Annotated in this window: 15 protein-coding genes; 11 read left to right on the plus strand and 4 right to left on the minus strand. The window is 49.2% G+C overall.

Translation table 11 applies throughout. The annotated features are described in order from the left end of the window. Positions 1 to 75: 75 nt before the first annotated feature. Positions 76 to 657 carry a molybdenum cofactor guanylyltransferase MobA gene (mobA, locus tag KCG54_RS05845; RefSeq protein WP_101755441.1) on the minus strand — a complete coding sequence of 194 codons (582 nt, stop codon included), beginning with the start codon at positions 655 to 657 and terminating at the stop codon, positions 76 to 78. Positions 658 to 917: 260 nt separating this feature from the next. Here mobA and KCG54_RS05850 point away from each other — a divergent pair, with 260 nt between their 5' ends. The 3 genes from KCG54_RS05850 to trmB all read left to right on the plus strand — a co-directional run bounded on the left by KCG54_RS05850 (position 918) and on the right by trmB (position 4,185). Next, entirely contained in the window at positions 918 to 2,678 is a 1,761-nt protein-coding gene (locus KCG54_RS05850) for a histidine kinase (RefSeq protein WP_254324944.1), read from the plus strand. Further along, positions 2,675 to 3,331, plus strand: coding sequence for a response regulator (locus KCG54_RS05855; protein WP_004520571.1), 657 nt, complete (start codon positions 2,675 to 2,677; stop codon positions 3,329 to 3,331). Before KCG54_RS05850 ends, KCG54_RS05855 begins: the two co-directional genes overlap by 4 nt. A 137-nt stretch (positions 3,332 to 3,468) precedes the next feature. Next, entirely contained in the window at positions 3,469 to 4,185 is a 717-nt protein-coding gene (gene trmB / locus KCG54_RS05860) for a tRNA (guanosine(46)-N7)-methyltransferase TrmB (protein WP_254324945.1), read from the plus strand. Between the two features lie 59 nt (positions 4,186 to 4,244). Here the strand turns inward: trmB and ilvA are convergent, their stop codons facing one another. Continuing rightward, the gene (ilvA, locus tag KCG54_RS05865; protein ID WP_254324946.1) at positions 4,245 to 5,768 is read right to left on the minus strand and encodes a threonine ammonia-lyase, biosynthetic; all 1,524 of its coding nucleotides are present in this window, start codon (positions 5,766 to 5,768) and stop codon (positions 4,245 to 4,247) included. Positions 5,769 to 5,973: 205 nt separating this feature from the next. Between ilvA and KCG54_RS05870 the strand changes: the two genes are divergently transcribed. Then, the gene (locus KCG54_RS05870) at positions 5,974 to 7,191 is read left to right on the plus strand and encodes a D-alanyl-D-alanine carboxypeptidase family protein (RefSeq protein WP_254324947.1); all 1,218 of its coding nucleotides are present in this window, start codon (positions 5,974 to 5,976) and stop codon (positions 7,189 to 7,191) included. A gap of 223 nt (positions 7,192 to 7,414) precedes the next feature. Here the strand turns inward: KCG54_RS05870 and KCG54_RS05875 are convergent, their stop codons facing one another. After that, entirely contained in the window at positions 7,415 to 9,043 is a 1,629-nt protein-coding gene (locus tag KCG54_RS05875; protein WP_254324948.1) for an ABC-F family ATPase, read from the minus strand. A 185-nt stretch (positions 9,044 to 9,228) separates the two neighbouring features. Between KCG54_RS05875 and KCG54_RS05880 the strand changes: the two genes are divergently transcribed. The 5 genes from KCG54_RS05880 (at position 9,229) to KCG54_RS05900 (ending at position 12,897) form a co-directional block, all read left to right on the plus strand. Continuing rightward, positions 9,229 to 9,423, plus strand: coding sequence for a hypothetical protein (locus tag KCG54_RS05880; protein WP_254324949.1), 195 nt, complete (start codon positions 9,229 to 9,231; stop codon positions 9,421 to 9,423). A 12-nt stretch (positions 9,424 to 9,435) separates the two neighbouring features. After that, a complete protein-coding gene (locus KCG54_RS05885; protein ID WP_254324950.1) occupies positions 9,436 to 9,885 on the plus strand; it encodes a DUF4124 domain-containing protein in 450 nt (149 codons plus the stop codon). A 160-nt stretch (positions 9,886 to 10,045) separates the two neighbouring features. After that, the gene (gene cysT, locus KCG54_RS05890; RefSeq protein ID WP_063069002.1) at positions 10,046 to 10,882 is read left to right on the plus strand and encodes a sulfate ABC transporter permease subunit CysT; all 837 of its coding nucleotides are present in this window, start codon (positions 10,046 to 10,048) and stop codon (positions 10,880 to 10,882) included. A gap of 84 nt (positions 10,883 to 10,966) precedes the next feature. Then, complete coding sequence (gene cysW / locus KCG54_RS05895; protein WP_049328527.1) at positions 10,967 to 11,827, plus strand: sulfate ABC transporter permease subunit CysW; 861 nt, start codon at positions 10,967 to 10,969, stop codon at positions 11,825 to 11,827. Next, positions 11,824 to 12,897, plus strand: coding sequence for a sulfate/molybdate ABC transporter ATP-binding protein (locus tag KCG54_RS05900; RefSeq protein WP_254324951.1), 1,074 nt, complete (start codon positions 11,824 to 11,826; stop codon positions 12,895 to 12,897). The genes cysW and KCG54_RS05900 overlap by 4 nt, the downstream gene beginning before the upstream one ends. Positions 12,898 to 12,951: 54 nt before the next feature. Here KCG54_RS05900 and ung read toward each other — a convergent pair whose 3' ends face one another. Next, positions 12,952 to 13,611 (minus strand): uracil-DNA glycosylase, encoded by a 660-nt coding sequence (ung, locus tag KCG54_RS05905; RefSeq protein ID WP_254324952.1) that lies wholly within the window; start codon positions 13,609 to 13,611, stop codon positions 12,952 to 12,954. 192 nt (positions 13,612 to 13,803) lie between these two features. On the opposite strand from ung, the gene KCG54_RS05910 reads away from it, so the two are divergent. Both KCG54_RS05910 and KCG54_RS05915 read left to right on the plus strand, forming a co-directional pair. After that, entirely contained in the window at positions 13,804 to 15,066 is a 1,263-nt protein-coding gene (locus KCG54_RS05910; RefSeq protein WP_254324953.1) for a multifunctional CCA addition/repair protein, read from the plus strand. After that, positions 15,066 to 15,704 carry a hypothetical protein gene (locus KCG54_RS05915; protein ID WP_254324954.1) on the plus strand — a complete coding sequence of 213 codons (639 nt, stop codon included), beginning with the start codon at positions 15,066 to 15,068 and terminating at the stop codon, positions 15,702 to 15,704. The genes KCG54_RS05910 and KCG54_RS05915 overlap by 1 nt, the downstream gene beginning before the upstream one ends. Positions 15,705 to 15,727 lie beyond the last annotated feature (23 nt).

A 15,727-nucleotide genomic window follows, 5' to 3' on the forward strand; every position in this document is an offset into this window, starting at 1 on the left:
GCCTAAAGCTTTTATAAAATACTTTATTGCAAAACAATTCATACTTTTATTGTCTTATTGCTTCTACCTACCCAACTACAAAGGCTGAGCCAAATCGTTTTCCGTGTTGTAGCTGATAAAATCCTGCTCATGAGGGAAATGGACAACTCGCGCGCGCTGTTGCTGCAGCCAGCCACGGATGCTGCGCATTCCTGAATAAAGGTATGGCACGGTGCTTTGTAGGATTTGCGGTCGGATAAACATCACGCTGTAATGCGGCCTGGCAGAGGTCTCTACATAAAACGCATTGCACAATGGCGTGCGCCGCGCGATGGTTTCAAATTGGGACACCAAATTTTCCGGCAACCGCGGCATATCGCAAGATACGATGAGCAGCCAATCGGCAGTAGCAATTTGTAAATCGTTGGCGGCAGTACATAAGGCGGCTAGAGGGCCGTAATGCTGCCATTGGCGCGCATCGGAGAAAACGTGTGCGCTGCGTTGAGCGTAGGATTCGAGATTGCGGTTGGCACTGATGGCGATATGGCTGACTTGCGGGCGGATTTTTTCGATAACGTGGTCTATCAAGGCTTTATTGTGCCATTGCACCAACCCTTTATCGACACCTCCCATCCGGCTTCCCTGCCCGCCGGCCAATATCAGTGCAAAAATTTTCATTTTGGTAGTCCTTTGCAAAGCAGAGTGTGTAAGTGTTATTCGCGATGTTGTATTTATGGAATAAGTTTTTAAGTATTCAGGCTGTCTGAAACCTGATTTTGTGATTTAATTCACTTAAGATGAATTTTATCATAACATGATTTTACATTAAACCCCTGTTTTTTCTTATCATAACCATACAATTATTTTAGATAGGTTGTTTATAGGTCGAAAGAATGATATTTTTATAAGATTATCGGATTAGTCTTCCTGCGTGCTTTATGCGTTTATTCTCCGGATCTTCAGACGGCCTGAGCCTGTCCTCGCGTTTAAAACTACTGACTATGTTATGGGTCGGCTCGGCTTTTTTATCGATTGCCTTTACCCTACTGCTTTCTTGGCGTTTGGAAAGCGCGGCTAAAACGATTGAAGATGCGGGCAGCTTGAAAATGCAGGTGTATCGCTTGGCTTATATGGCAAGCGTCCGTACGCCCAATGCTCAAATTGACAACCAAATCAAAGAATTTGAACGTACGCTGGCCAATGTAACACAAAGCGATGCCATTCATCCGCTGATTCCGTCACAAATGCCGCTGGCTTACGATTTGATCCAATCGATGCTGTTAATTGATTGGGAATCCAACATCAAGCCTTCTTTGCAACATTACGAGCGGCCGACCCAAATCGGCTTATACCGTTTTGCCGGCAATATCGAGCTGTTTTTACAAGCGATGGAAAACGCCAACGAGCAAAATACTTTGTGGCTGCGCCGTTTTCAAATGGCGATGATGTTGATGATTTTAGTGGCTGCCGGCTTGATGATTGTTTGGCATTATTCGTGGATCATCCGGCCGCTGGAAAAATTGCGCGACGGGGTAGAAACCATCAGCGAAGGTCGTTTCGGGGTACAAATCGATACAGACCAAATTCGTGAATTCGCCCAAGTCAGCAAGGGCTTCAACCAAATGAGCCGCCGTCTGAAAACGCTTTATACGGATTTAGAAGGACAGGTTGCCCAACAAACCCAAGACTTGGCCCGGCAAAATCGTGACTTGACTCTGCTCTACCAGACTACGCGCAACCTGCACCAAACCTTTACGCCGCAACAGGCCGCAGAAGAATTTTTGGCTCAGATTCTGCCGGCGTTTTCCGCTTTGGGCGGTACAGTATATCTTTCCGATGAAGAACGCAAACGCTCTGACTTGGCGGCAAGTGTCGGTGAAACCGAAGAGGGAAATCGTGTAGAATTCCCAATCGTTTACCAAGACGAACAGCTCGGTGTATTGGCCCTGTATTTTTCAGACGGCCATATGCCCAATGAGCAAGATGAAAAATTGTTGCAGACTTTAAGCGGGCAGCTGGGGATTTCCATCGCCAACAACCGCATGGAACAAGAACGCCGCCTGCTTGCCGTCTTGCAGGAGCGTAACTTGATTGCGCAAGGTTTGCATGACAGTATTGCACAAGCCCTGACCTTTTTGAATTTGCAGGTGCAAATGTTGGAAAGCGCGTTTGCTTCAAACCAACGCGAGCAGGCTGAAGAAAACATCAGCTTTATTAAAGACGGCGTGCAGGAATGCTATGAAGACGTCCGCGAGCTTCTGATGAATTTCCGCACCAAAATCAGTAATAAAGATTTCCCTGAAGCGGTAGAATCGCTGCTGGCGCGTTTTGAACGACAAACCGGTATTCCAGTTGATTTAAAATGGCAGGACGACGGACAGGCTTTGAATTATGATGAGCATTTGCAAATCATCTTCATCTTGCAGGAAAGCCTGTCCAATATCCGGAAGCACGCGCGTGCGCAACATGTCAGTGTCGAAATTGCTAACCACGGCGATTTTGTCATGACGATTCGGGACGACGGCGCAGGCTTTAATAAAGAACACCTATCAAACCGGCCTTCAGGCGAACATGTCGGCTTGGGCATTATGCAGGAACGTGCCCAACGGATTAACGCACAACTGGCCATTACATCGCAGATTGGGCAAGGTACGGCGGTTATGCTGACTTTGCCGCAACAAATGAGAACAGCATCATGACGATTAAAATTACCCTTATTGACGACCACACCCTATTTCGCAGCGGTATCAAGGCCTTGCTTTCTCGCCAGCCTGATTTTGAAGTCGTCGGCGAAGCTTCAGACGGCCTGGCCGGCGTAAAAATGGTTGAGCAGCTCAAGCCTGACGTAGTTTTGCTGGACTTGGATATGCCGGTCATGAACGGCCGCGAAGCATTGGCTCAAATTTTAAGTATCAATCCGCAGCTGACCGTCATCATGCTTACCGTTTCCGAAGACAGCGACGATTTGACCGAATGTATGCGTATGGGTGCAAAAGGCTTTTTGCTGAAAAACATCAATGCCGACTTCCTCTTAGAAAGCATCCGCAAAGCCGTCGATGGCGACAATGTCTTCTCTCCAGAAATGACCAGCCGCTTGGTGCAATCGCTGATTTCCCCTTCTCCTTCCCGCTCCGACCACCTGCTGGCGCAGCTGACCCCGCGCGAAATGGAAATCTTAGGCTACCTTGCCGCCGGACACAGCAATAAAATCATTGCCCGCCATTTGAACTTGGCAGAGTCAACCGTCAAAGTGCATGTGCAAAACCTGTTGCGTAAGTTAAACCTAAGCAGCCGCGTTCAAGCAGCGGTTTATGCGGTGCAACACAAAGTACCGCAACCAGTATTGTCTTAATCAGGCCGTCTGAAACCTTCTTTTTAAAAGGTTTCGGGAAGAGCGTTTATTCGCTATAATCACGCCGATTTATATGCAGGGTTGTCTGATTCTTTCAGACGGCCTTTTTATTTGATTTCTCACTGATTTAAAACAATATGTCCGAAAACATTCCAGAAAATACCCCCGAAAATACCGTTCCTGAAGAACACAAACGCAACATCCGCAGTTTCGTCTTGCGCCAAGGCCATATGACCGCGGCCCAACAGCGCGCCATTGATACGATGTGGCCGCAATTTGGTGTGGACTTCCAAGAAGCCCCTTTGGATTTGAACCATGCTTTTGGACGGGACAACCCTAAAGTTTTGGAAATCGGTTTCGGTATGGGCGTCGCAACGGTGGAAATCGCCAAACGTCTGCCCGATACCGACTTTTTAGCAATTGATGTTCACGGCCCGGGCGTCGGCAATATCTTGAAGCTGATTGAGGAAGAACACATTTCCAATATCCGCGTAATGCGTCATGATGCAGTAGAAGTAGTGGAAAAGATGCTGGAAGACGGGTCTTTAGACGGCATTCATATTTTCTTCCCTGACCCTTGGCACAAAAAACGCCACAATAAACGCCGCTTGGTACAAGTGCCGTTTGTTGAAAAGCTGCTGCCCAAACTCAAAAGCGGCGGCTATGTCCATATGGCAACCGACTGGGAAGAATACGCTGTGCAAATGCTGGAAGTTTTGAGCAGTTTCGACTCTTTGCAAAACACAGCTGCCGATTACGCCCCTACGCCTGATTATCGTCCTGAAACCAAATTTGAAGCCCGAGGCAAACGATTGGGTCATGGCGTTTGGGACTTGGTGTTCCGTAAGAAATAAAGCCGAACATAAAACACAAGGCCGTCTGAAATTTTTCAGACGGCCTTTTATCTTACTAATTAAGCCAAGAAAAGTTTATAAGCCGGATTATCGGTTTCTTCTTTATAAACATAACCCAAGCTCTCCAAAAAGTCGGTAAAGGCTTCATTGTCGCTTTCCGGTACATCAATACCGACCAAAATACGGCCGTAGTCCGCACCATGATTGCGATAATGGAACAAAGTAATATTCCATTCGGCGCGCATATGGTTCAAGAAGCGGGACAATGCGCCGGGGCGCTCAGGGAATTCAAAGCTGACCAAGCGTTCGTTGGCTACTTTTTCCGTACGGCCGCCGACCATGTAACGGATATGGATTTTGGCGATTTCATCATTGGTCAAATCGACATTGGGCAGGCCTGCTTCAGTCAGTTGTTCACTGATGACGGCCAAGTCTTGCGCACCGGCGGTTTGCAAACCGACAAAAATATGCGCATTTTTATCGCTGCCGTAGCGATAGTTGAACTCAGTAATGTTCCGGCTTCCCAACAAATTGATAAACTTCAGGAAGCTGCCCTTTTCTTCGGGAATAGTAACGGCGAAAATGCCTTCGTTGCCCTCGCCCAGCTCACTGCGCTCTGAAACGTGGCGTAAGCGGTGGAAGTTCATGTTGGCGCCACTGGTGACGGCAACCAAGTTTTGGCCTTGAATATTGTTTTTCGCAACGTAAGCCTTCAAGCCGGCAAGTGCCAATGCGCCCGCAGGCTCGGTAATACTGCGCGTATCGTCAAAAATATCTTTAATTGCGCCGCACAACATATCCGTATTGACCGTAATAATCTCGTCCAGCAGCTCTTTACACAGGCGGAAGGTTTCATCACCGACAACCTTGACCGCCGTGCCGTCTGAAAACAGGCCGACATCTTTCAGATGTATGATTTTCCCTGCCTCTACCGATTGCTTCATACAGCAAGAATCATCGGTTTGCACACCAATGACTTTAATTTCAGGGCAAACTTGTTTGATAAACGCCGCTACACCCGCTGCCAAACCGCCGCCGCCAATCGGAACAAAAATCGCATTGATATTACGGTGTTGACGGAGAATTTCCATGCCGATGGTTCCCTGACCGGCAATTACGTCAGGATCATCAAACGGCGCGATATAAGTCAGTTTTTCCTTTTCTGCCAACTCCATCGCATAATCATAGGCGTCGTTATAAGACACGCCTTTCAATACCACTTCGCCACCTCGGCTCTTGACCGCATCGATTTTGATTTTAGGCGTTGTTTCCGGCATCACAATGACGGCGCGGCAACCCAAATACTGCGCCGATAAAGCCACACCCTGCGCATGGTTGCCCGCGCTTGCTGCAATCACGCCGCAATCCAAGGCTTCTTTCGGCAGCTTCGCCATTTTATTGTACGCGCCGCGGATTTTGAACGAAAACACCGGCTGCAAATCTTCGCGCTTGAGCAAAACCTGATTGTTCAGACGGTCTGACAGACTACGTGCCAGATCCAAAGGCGTTTCTACGGCTACATCATAAACGGAAGCGGTCAAAATACGGGTTAGATAATCAGAAAGAGGAAGGGAATGGTTCATGGTATTTTTAGTGTTCGGAAATAAATTGCAATTCGGTCAAATCGACCAGAGGAAAAAGTTAAAACCATACCCCTGAGGCCGTCTGAAGGCAAGAAAAATCTTAGCAAAGCTTAAATGAGACGGTATAATGTCCGCTTAATATCTATTTAATATGTCAAACTGTTTGCTTCATAACAGTATCCACTCACATTCAAATCCACAGATAATGATGAAAAAAGCGCTACTTAGCTTAATTTTTGCTGCACTCCTGAATACTCCTGCCCTCGCTGCCGACCCGGTTGCATCCGCACCTGCCGTACAAATCGAGGCTCAAACGCAGCCGCTGCTACACAGCATCAACAGCCCGACAACGCCGCCGGAAATTGCGGCGACGGCCTATATCGTTACCGACCTGCACAGCAAGCAAACCTTGGCATCCAACAATGCCGATACACCTATCGAGCCAGCCGCGTTGACGCAAATGATGACCGCCTACCTTGCCTTTAAAGCACTGGAAAACGGTACACTTGAAGCAAGCCAAATGCTGACCGTTTCCAATGCCGCATGGAAAGTCGAAGGTTCGCGCATGTTCCTTGATCCGAAAGTTCCTGTCAGCGTCAGCTCCTTGATTAAGGGTACAACCATCCAATCGGCCAACGATGCCGCCATTACCCTTGCCGAAGCCATTGGCAACGGCTCTATCGACGAATTCGTTAAACAAATGAATGAAGAAGCCAAACGCTTGGGCATGAAGCACACCCACTTCAACAACCCGACTGGTATTTCTTCTAACGGCCATGTTTCAACCGTTGGCGACCTTGCCATCTTGGCAGCCGCGCTCATTAATGACTATCCGAAATATTATCCTTTATTTGCAAATAAATCTTTCAAATACAATAATATCGAGCAGCCCAACCGCAATCTTCTGCTCTATCGCGACAGCAGTATCGACGGTTTGAAAACCGGCTATTCTGAAGGCGCAGGTTACCATCTCGCCGCTTCCAGCAAACGCAACAACCGCCGTATTGTTTCCATCCTTGCCGGTGCCGAATCTACCGAAGCGCGCGCCAGTGAAAGCAGCAAACTGCTCAACTGGTCATTGCAGGCATTTGATACGCCTAAACTTTACAACGGCGGAGAAGTGATTTCCCAAGTCAAAGTTTACAAAGGCAGCACCAAAGCCGTAGATATCGGCTTCTTGGACGATGTTTACATTACCATTCCCCACGATACCGGCAAAAACGTCAAACCAATCTTAGAAACGCTTCAGCCCGTCCTCGCTCCGATTGAAAAAGGCCAAGTATTGGGCAAACTGAAAGTCATGAAAGACGGCAAAATCATTGCCGAAAAAGACGTCGTCGCCCTGACCGGCGTGGAAGAAGGCAGCTGGTTGCGCCGTATGTGGGACGCGATTATGTTGTGGTTTAAAGGTTTATTCAGTTAATCCTCTTTCTATCAAAACATAAATAAAGGCCGTCTGAAATTTTCAAACGGCCTTTTGTATATCTGTTTTGTGGCTTTAATAAAAATTCCTAACAAGAAATTTATCCATTTTAATTTTAGCAGTTTCAGTGATTGCCAATATGAAACGCTTCAAAAAATGCCGTCTGAAAACATAAAGATTTTCAGACGGCATTTCAATACCTTAATAGCTTATCAGTATGAGTTTAAACTAAGCCTTTTTTCTCCAGATAGCTTTCGTAATCGCCCAAGTAGTGTTCATATCCGCCTTTACCGTCCAATTCGATGATTTGGGTAGCCAATGAAGATACAAACTGACGGTCGTGCGAGACGAAAATCAGCGTGCCGTTGTATTTTTCCAGCGCCATGTTCAAGGATTCGATGCTTTCCATGTCCATGTGGTTGGTCGGTTCATCCATGACTAAGACATTGGGTTTCAACAGCAACAGTTTGCCGTAAAGCATACGGCCTTTTTCACCACCGGAGAGAACCTTCACTTTTTTCACAACATCGTTGCTGCCGAAGAGCAAGCGGCCCAAAGTGCCGCGGATGACTTGTTCTTCATCGCCTTCCTGACCCCATTGGCGCATCCATTCGCTCAGGTCCATATCGACGTCGAAGTCGTTTTCATGGTCTTGCGGATAGTAGCCGACACTGGCTTTTTCCGCCCATTTGATGGTGCCTTCGTCCGGCAGCAGGCCGTCTGAATATTCGGGGTTGTATGCGCCGGCCAAGAGTTTCAGCAAGGTAGATTTACCTGCGCCGTTCGGGCCGATGATGGCAAGGCGTTGGCCTGCTTCAAGGATGAAGTTTAGGTTTTTAAACAACTGGGTTTCAAAACGTTTGGCCAGTTTTTCAACTTCCACTGCCTGACGGTGCAACTTGGCTTTTTCATCGGCTTCAAAACGGATATATGGGTTTTGACGGGTAGAAGGTTTGACTTCGACCATCTCCGATTTGATTTTGTCTGCCTGTTTCAGACGGCTGGTTGCCTGACGGGCTTTGGATTTGTTGGCAGAGAAGCGGGCAACAAATTCTTGCAGCTCTTGCAGTTTCTCTTTGGCTTTGGCGTTGTCTTTCAGGGCGCGCTCACGCGATTGGGCAGAAGCAAGCATGTAGTCATCGTAGTTGCCCGGATAGATGGTGATGGTGTTGTAGTCCAAATCTGCCATGTGGGTGCAGACTTCGTTCAAAAAGTGACGGTCGTGCGAGATGATGATCATGGTGGAGTCGTATTGATTCAACACGCCTTCCAACCAGCGGATGGTATTAATGTCCAAGTTATTGGTCGGTTCGTCCAAGAGCAATACATCTGGTTTGGAGAACAGGGCTTGCGCCAGCAATACGCGCAGTTTAAAGCCCGGGGCAACTTCTGCCATGGTCGCATTGTGCAAATCTTCGGAAATGCCCACGCCGCTCAACAGTTCGGCAGCGCGCGCTTCGGCGGTGTAGCCGTCGTATTCGGCGAACTTGGCTTCCAATTCGGCGGCTTTCATATAGTCGTCTTCGGTGGCTTCGGGATTGGCGTAAATCGCATCACGCTCGGTCATCGCCGCCCACATTTCGGTGTGCCCCATCATCACCACGTCCAGCACGCGCATATCTTCGTAGGCAAACTGGTCTTGGCGCAATTTACCCAAACGCACGCCGTTTTCAATTGCTACTTCGCCGGCAGTCTGTTCCAAATCGCCGCCGAGGATTTTCATGAAGGTGGATTTGCCTGAGCCGTTGGCGCCGATCAAGCCGTAACGGTTGCCTTCGCCGAATTTGACGGATACGTTTTCAAACAGCGGCTTTGCGCCGAACTGCATGGTGATGCCGTTGGTAGAAATCATTATTCGTAAAACCTTTATAAATAGAATGTTATAATCGGACGCGATTGTAGCATATTTTTGCAAAGACCTCAGGATTGAGGCCATGGCAAATGTGCCTAATTTCGATACAAGATGAAAATAGGCAGCGCTTCACACAAAAATACGTTGTAGGTAGCATTTCAGGCTGTCTGAAACGGAGAAACGATATGGAGACGCACAAAATCTATTACGCCGTGATTATTTTGGTATGTGCCGCCTCCATGCTGCTCAGCCCATTTTTCTATATCCGCCGCACGCGCTCTGGAGCCGAATTGCGGCGCGCACCCAGACAGTGGAAACCCATCCTCTTCGCCAACGTCATCATGATTGCGGCTTTGTTTGTTTGGTGGAAATGGTTTTAAGGAAAAATAAAAATGAACAAAATTTGGATCAGCACATTACTGCTCGCTTTGACAACTGCGGTTTCCGCCGCACCTATTTTTGAATGTACCGATTCTGCCGGCCGCAAAGTCTATACCCAAGCCGGAGGCAAAAACTGCAAAGCCAGCAATATCGGCAAACCGTCCGTATATACTTCTGCGCCTGTTTCAACACCGGCAACACCGACTTCCCCAAGCAAAACCGAGCAAGCAGAAGAAGCTGTCGCCCCGGTCAATCCGGCTGACGTCGGCGCAGCCAAGCGTGCTTTAGATACCGCCAAGAAAAATTTGGAAGAAGGCAAAAAAGTGCGTTATGGCAATGAACGCAACTATGCCCGTTATCTCGAACGGATCAACGGTTTGGAAAAAGCCGTCCGCTCGGCTCAGGAAAACTATGACGCGGCGCAACGCCAGCCTGCATATCAAGATCCTGTTGCCTATTGATATTTACCACACCAGCAAGGCCGTCTGAAATTTGGTTTTCAGACGGCCTTTTCAGCTTTTCAATATAACAAAATCGTCTTTATACCAAACAAAGCATTCTTTCCAGTTTTCAGACGGCCTTGTTAAAGTAAGCGTGTATTAAATTCTGACGGTTGCCATTATGTTGTTACTCAAAACGCCTTCTGTATTGCCGGGTTTCAAGCTCAGCCTGGGTTTGACGGTTTTATGCCTGTCGCTTTTGGTGGTTTTGCCGTTTGCGATGATGGCGGCCAAAGCGGCGGAAATCGGCTGGAGCGGATTTTGGAACACGATTACCGAACCCAATGTCTTGGCGGCCGTCTGGCTGAGCTTGCGGATGTCGTTTTATGCGATGTTGACCAATATCGTGTTCGGCACATTGGTCGCTTGGGTATTGGTGCGCTATGAATTTCCAGGCAAAGGATTAGTAAACGCTTTGGTCGATTTGCCGTTTGCGCTGCCGACGGCGGTAACAGGCATTGCGTTGGCAACCCTGTACGCACCCAATGGCTGGATAGGCCGTTTTTTCGAGCCTTTGGGCATCAAAATCGCCTTTACACCCATCGGTATTTGGATTGCGCTGATTGTTGTCAGCCTGCCCTTTATCGTCCGCGCCGTGCAGCCGGTATTGGAAGAATTGTCTGGTGAGTATGAAGAAGCGGCGGCGACTTTAGGCGCAAGCCGTTGGACTACGTTCCGCCGCGTCCTTTTGCCTGAAATCACACCGGCTCTGTTGACCGGCGCAGGCATGATGTTTGCCCGCTCTACCGGCGAATACGGCTCGGTCATTTTTATCGCGGGCAATATTCCGATGGTGTCTGAAATCCTACCCTTGATTATTACCGGCAAACTGGAGCAATACGATGCTCAGGGCGCGTCTGCCGTTGCTCTGTTTATGCTGATGATTTCGTTTGTCATCTTGCTGATTTTGAACATCATGCAATGGACTTTGAGCCGCCGCGCCGGAGCGAGGGTTTAACAAACAACAGGCCGTCTGAAACATTAAGCAAACATTTTTCAGATGGCCTAAACGGATACAAGAATAAATAGAGACTACCCTACCATGAAAACCCATTCCACCAATCCAAACCTGAGCGAACCGCGTTGGCTGCGCGTGTTGCTGACTGCTACCGCCTTGGGCTTTCTGCTGCTGATGCTGGTCGTGCCTTTGGTTGCCGTATTCTACGAGGCCTTAAAAGGCGGTTGGGATTTGTACCTGCAATCTCTGACCGATCCCGAGGCATGGTCTGCCATCAAATTAACGCTGATTACCGCGCTGATTGTCGTTCCTGTCAATGCCGTATTGGGCGTGGCAATGGCGTGGCTGCTGACCCGTTTTGACTTTCGCGGCAAGCAGTTGCTGACCACCCTGCTCGATTTGCCGTTTTCCGTGTCGCCCGTGGTGGCCGGTTTGATGTTCGTCTTATTGTTCGGCGCGCACACAGCATTGGGCGGCTGGCTCGAAGCGCAAGGCATACAGATTATCTTCGCCATCCCCGGCATTATTTTGGCGACGCTGTTCGTTACCTTCCCCTTTGTCGCGCGCGAAATCATTCCGTTAATGCAGGCGCAGGGCGACAGCGAAGAACAAGCAGCACTGATTCTCGGCGCAAGCGGCTGGCAGATGTTTTGGCGCGTTACCCTGCCCAACATCAAATGGGCGCTGCTCTACGGCATCATTCTTACCAACGCCCGCGCGATGGGCGAGTTCGGCGCGGTCAGCGTGGTATCGGGGCACATTCGCGGCGAAACCAACACCATCCCGCTTTTGGTCGAAATCTTCTACAACGAATACAACTTCACCGGCGCATTCGCCCTCTCCGGCGTATTGGCACTTTTAGCCTTGGCCACCCTGCTGGTGCAAAACATCATTACCAAATTACAAGATAAAAAACTCGCCGCCGCCGAAAGGAACGCAGCATGAGCATCACTATTCAAAACTTAAACAAACACTTCGGAGCGTTCCACGCGCTGAAAAACATCAACCTCAACGTCCCCACCGGCAAACTCGTTTCCCTGCTCGGCCCTTCCGGCTGCGGCAAAACCACGCTCCTGCGCATCATCGCCGGACTGGAAAACGCCGACGGCGGCAATATTCTCTTTGACGGGCAAGACGTCACCGCCAAGCATGTGCGCGAACGTAAAGTCGGTTTTGTGTTCCAACACTACGCCCTCTTCCGCCACATGAACGTATTTGACAACGTTGCTTTCGGTTTGACCGTATTGCCCAAGTCCGAACGTCCGTCCAAAGAACAAATCCGCGCCAAAGTCGAAGAATTGCTCAAACTCGTGCAGCTCTCGCATTTGGCAAAATCCTATCCGCACCAACTCTCCGGCGGCCAACGCCAACGCATCGCCCTTGCCCGTGCGCTTGCGGTCGAACCCAAACTCCTGCTTTTGGACGAACCCTTCGGCGCGCTGGATGCCAAAGTGCGCAAAGAATTGCGTACCTGGCTGCGCGACATCCATCACAACCTAGGCGTAACCAGCATTCTGGTCACGCACGACCAAGAAGAAGCTCTCGAAGTTTCCGACGAAATCGTCGTCATGAACCACGGCAAAATCGAACAAACCGGCAGCGCCGAAGCCATTTACCGCAAACCTGAAAACGCCTTCGTTACCGAATTCCTCGGCGAAACCGACGCCTTTGAAGGACGTATCGAAAAAGGCTTCTGGCATTACCACGGTTTTGAATGGAAATTGGACACGCACTACAAATGGCAGGAGCAAACCGCCACGGGCTACATCCGCCCACACGAATGGCAGCTTGCCGCCGAAAACGAAACCCCGATGATTCATGCCAAAATCGAAAAAATCCACGCCGTCGGCGCATTGACGCATATTCTGGCAAAACACGACAAACAAGACGTGCATATCACGCTTGCAGGCAGCGATGCCGCGCGTTACCAAATCGCCGAAGGCAAAGAATTGAGGCTGATTCCGAAACAGGTTTATGTCTTTTCTCAAAACGAACTGATTGAATATTCGATTTGAGACGAAATCATAAGGCCGTCTGAAAATCTGCTTTCAGACGGCCTTTTATCTTATTTAAACCTGCCAATCAATCAGCTCTAAACCATGTGCCTGCAAATAAGCGTTTGCCTGCGAAAAATGTTTGCAGCCGAAAAAGCCGCGATAGGCCGATAAAGGCGAAGGATGCGGCGCGGTCAGCACCAAATGACGGTTGCGGTCGATAAACGCGCCTTTCTTCTGCGCATGGCTGCCCCACAGCATAAAGACCAAATGCTCGCGTTCCTTATCCAATTGTCGGATAACTTCATCGGTAAACGCCTCCCAACCGAAGGTCGCATGGGAATGCGCGACACCGGCGCGGACAGTCAACACTGTGTTCAACAGCAACACGCCCTGTTCCGCCCAATGCTGCAAATAGCCGTGTTGCGGAATCTGAAATCCCTCAATATCCGTCGCCAGCTCTTTATAAATATTGACCAACGACGGCGGCACCGCAATTTCGGGTTGCACGGAAAATGCCAAACCATGCGCCTGACCCGCACCGTGATACGGGTCTTGTCCTAAAATCACAACCTTTACACTTCCAAACTCTGTCGTCCGAAAGGCATTGAATACATCGCGCTCAGGCGGATAAACGGTTATCCCCGCCTGCCTTTCGTGGCGAACCTTCTCCAAAATCGTTTGAAAATACGCCTTTTCTTTTTCCGCACCAATCGCCTCGTGCCAAGTTCGCATTATTTGCCGCTCCGTTTTTGAATGGGCTTATTATAAAGGATATGCCGCATGACGATATGGTTTGTTGCCGCCGCCGGACTGAAGATTATCGACGGCAACAAGCCTAAAGCCTCATAATAGCGTTCTGACTCAGGCCGTCTGAAAACCCAATACGGCTTTTCAGACGGCCTTTTTATATCGTTCAATTTTTATATGAATACACAAACCATCAAAACCTATCTTGTCGGCGGCGCCGTCCGCGACCATCTGTTAGGCCTGCCCGTCAAAGATCGCGATTGGGTAGTCGTCGGTGCAGATGCGCAAACCATGTTGGCTAAAGGCTATCAACCTGTCGGCAAGGATTTCCCTGTCTTTCTCCATCCGGACAGCCACGAAGAATACGCCCTCGCCCGTACCGAGCGCAAAACCGCCAAAGGCTATGCCGGATTCAGTTTTCATGCCGATAAAGACGTTACGCTGGAACAAGACCTGATGCGCCGCGACCTGACCATCAATGCCATGGCTCAGGATTCAGACGGCGCGATCATCGATCCTTTTGGCGGACAACAAGATTTGGCGGACGGCATCCTGCGCCACGTTTCGCCTGCCTTTACCGAAGACCCCGTGCGGATTTTGCGTATCGCCCGTTTTGCCGCGCGTTATGGTTTTCAAATTGCCGATGAAACCATGTCGCTGATGCGGCAAATGGTAGAAAACGGCGAAGCAGATGCCTTGGTTGCCGAACGCGTCTGGCAGGAATTGGCCAAAGGCTTGATGGAGAAAAATCCGCGCCGAATGATTGAAGTTTTGCGCGAATGTGGCGCACTCAAAGTTTTGCTGCCCGAGCTTGATGCCCTTTTCGGCGTACCGCAACGCGCCGACTATCATCCCGAAATCGACAGCGGTATTCATACGCTGATGGTTGTACGACGAGCCGCCGAGATGAACCTCTCCCTCGCCGAACGCTATGCCGCCTTATTGCACGACTTGGGCAAGGCAAAAACACCGGCCGATATCCTGCCGAAACACTACGAACACGACATCAATGGTGTCGAACCCGTCCGCGAAGTCAATCAACGCCTGCGTGCGCCCAAACACTGCGCCGAGCTTGCCGAACTCGTCTGCCGCTGGCACATCATGTTCCACCAAGTCGGGCAGTTCAAAAGCAAAACCATTTTGAAGGTTTTGAAAAAAACCGATGCATTCCGCCGCCCCGAACGTTTTCAGATGGCCTTAAACGTCTGCGTGGCCGACAAACAAGGACGTCTGAATCTTGAAGATACCCCCTATCCGCAACGCGAACACTGGCTGGCCTTACTTGAGGCCGCCAACCAAGTAGATGCAGGCAAAATTGCCGCCGAGTGCCGCGCACAAGGAAAATCCCATTTAATTGCCGAACAAATTGATCATGCCCGCTTGGCACAAATTCGGCCGCTGCAAAAAGCGTATCAGGCTGAAAAAATAGGAGGCTATTGATGGCATCTTCGCGTTATAAAATCGAGCGCATGCCCGACGGCATTGCCGTATCTGCACGTGTTGTACATGACTTGCAGGAAATCGGTTTTACCGCGGTATTTCTTATATTTTCCTTTGCTCTTACATGCATCGCGCCGTTTTACCTTGAAGAGCATTATTTCACTGATCCAATAATAATTCTTATCCATGTACTTTTTACTTTCTACCTAGTCGGCTCACTGGTGTACAGCCTTCTTTGGCAACTTTTCGGACGTGAAAACATCAAGATCCGTAACCATACGCTGTCTCATGGTTATAACTTGTTCTCCATTGGGCGTTGGCGTAGTTTCCCGTTGTCAGAAATCTCCGAATGGCATTCTCGTGACCATATTCCCAAAGCTCCTGTTGCACAAGGAAGGAAACAGAAGTTACCAAACGAAAACCTATACCAAAATGGTATGAAACGAAAAATTCACAATATCCCCAATATTTTACGTATCCAAAAATGTGTACAAGGCGCATGGTCTTTCGATTATCAAGGAAAAACCATACGTATCGGCGATTTTTTTGATAGCCGCGATTTTCAGGCGGTCAATACTGAATTGAACAGATTTATCCCCGCATCCGCCAAAGCCCGTCAACTTTCAGACGACATTTGAAACAGCCGCCACAATATCCGCTA

The organism is Neisseria subflava, assembly GCF_024205705.1.
In the GTDB taxonomy this organism is placed as follows: domain Bacteria; phylum Pseudomonadota; class Gammaproteobacteria; order Burkholderiales; family Neisseriaceae; genus Neisseria; species Neisseria subflava_D.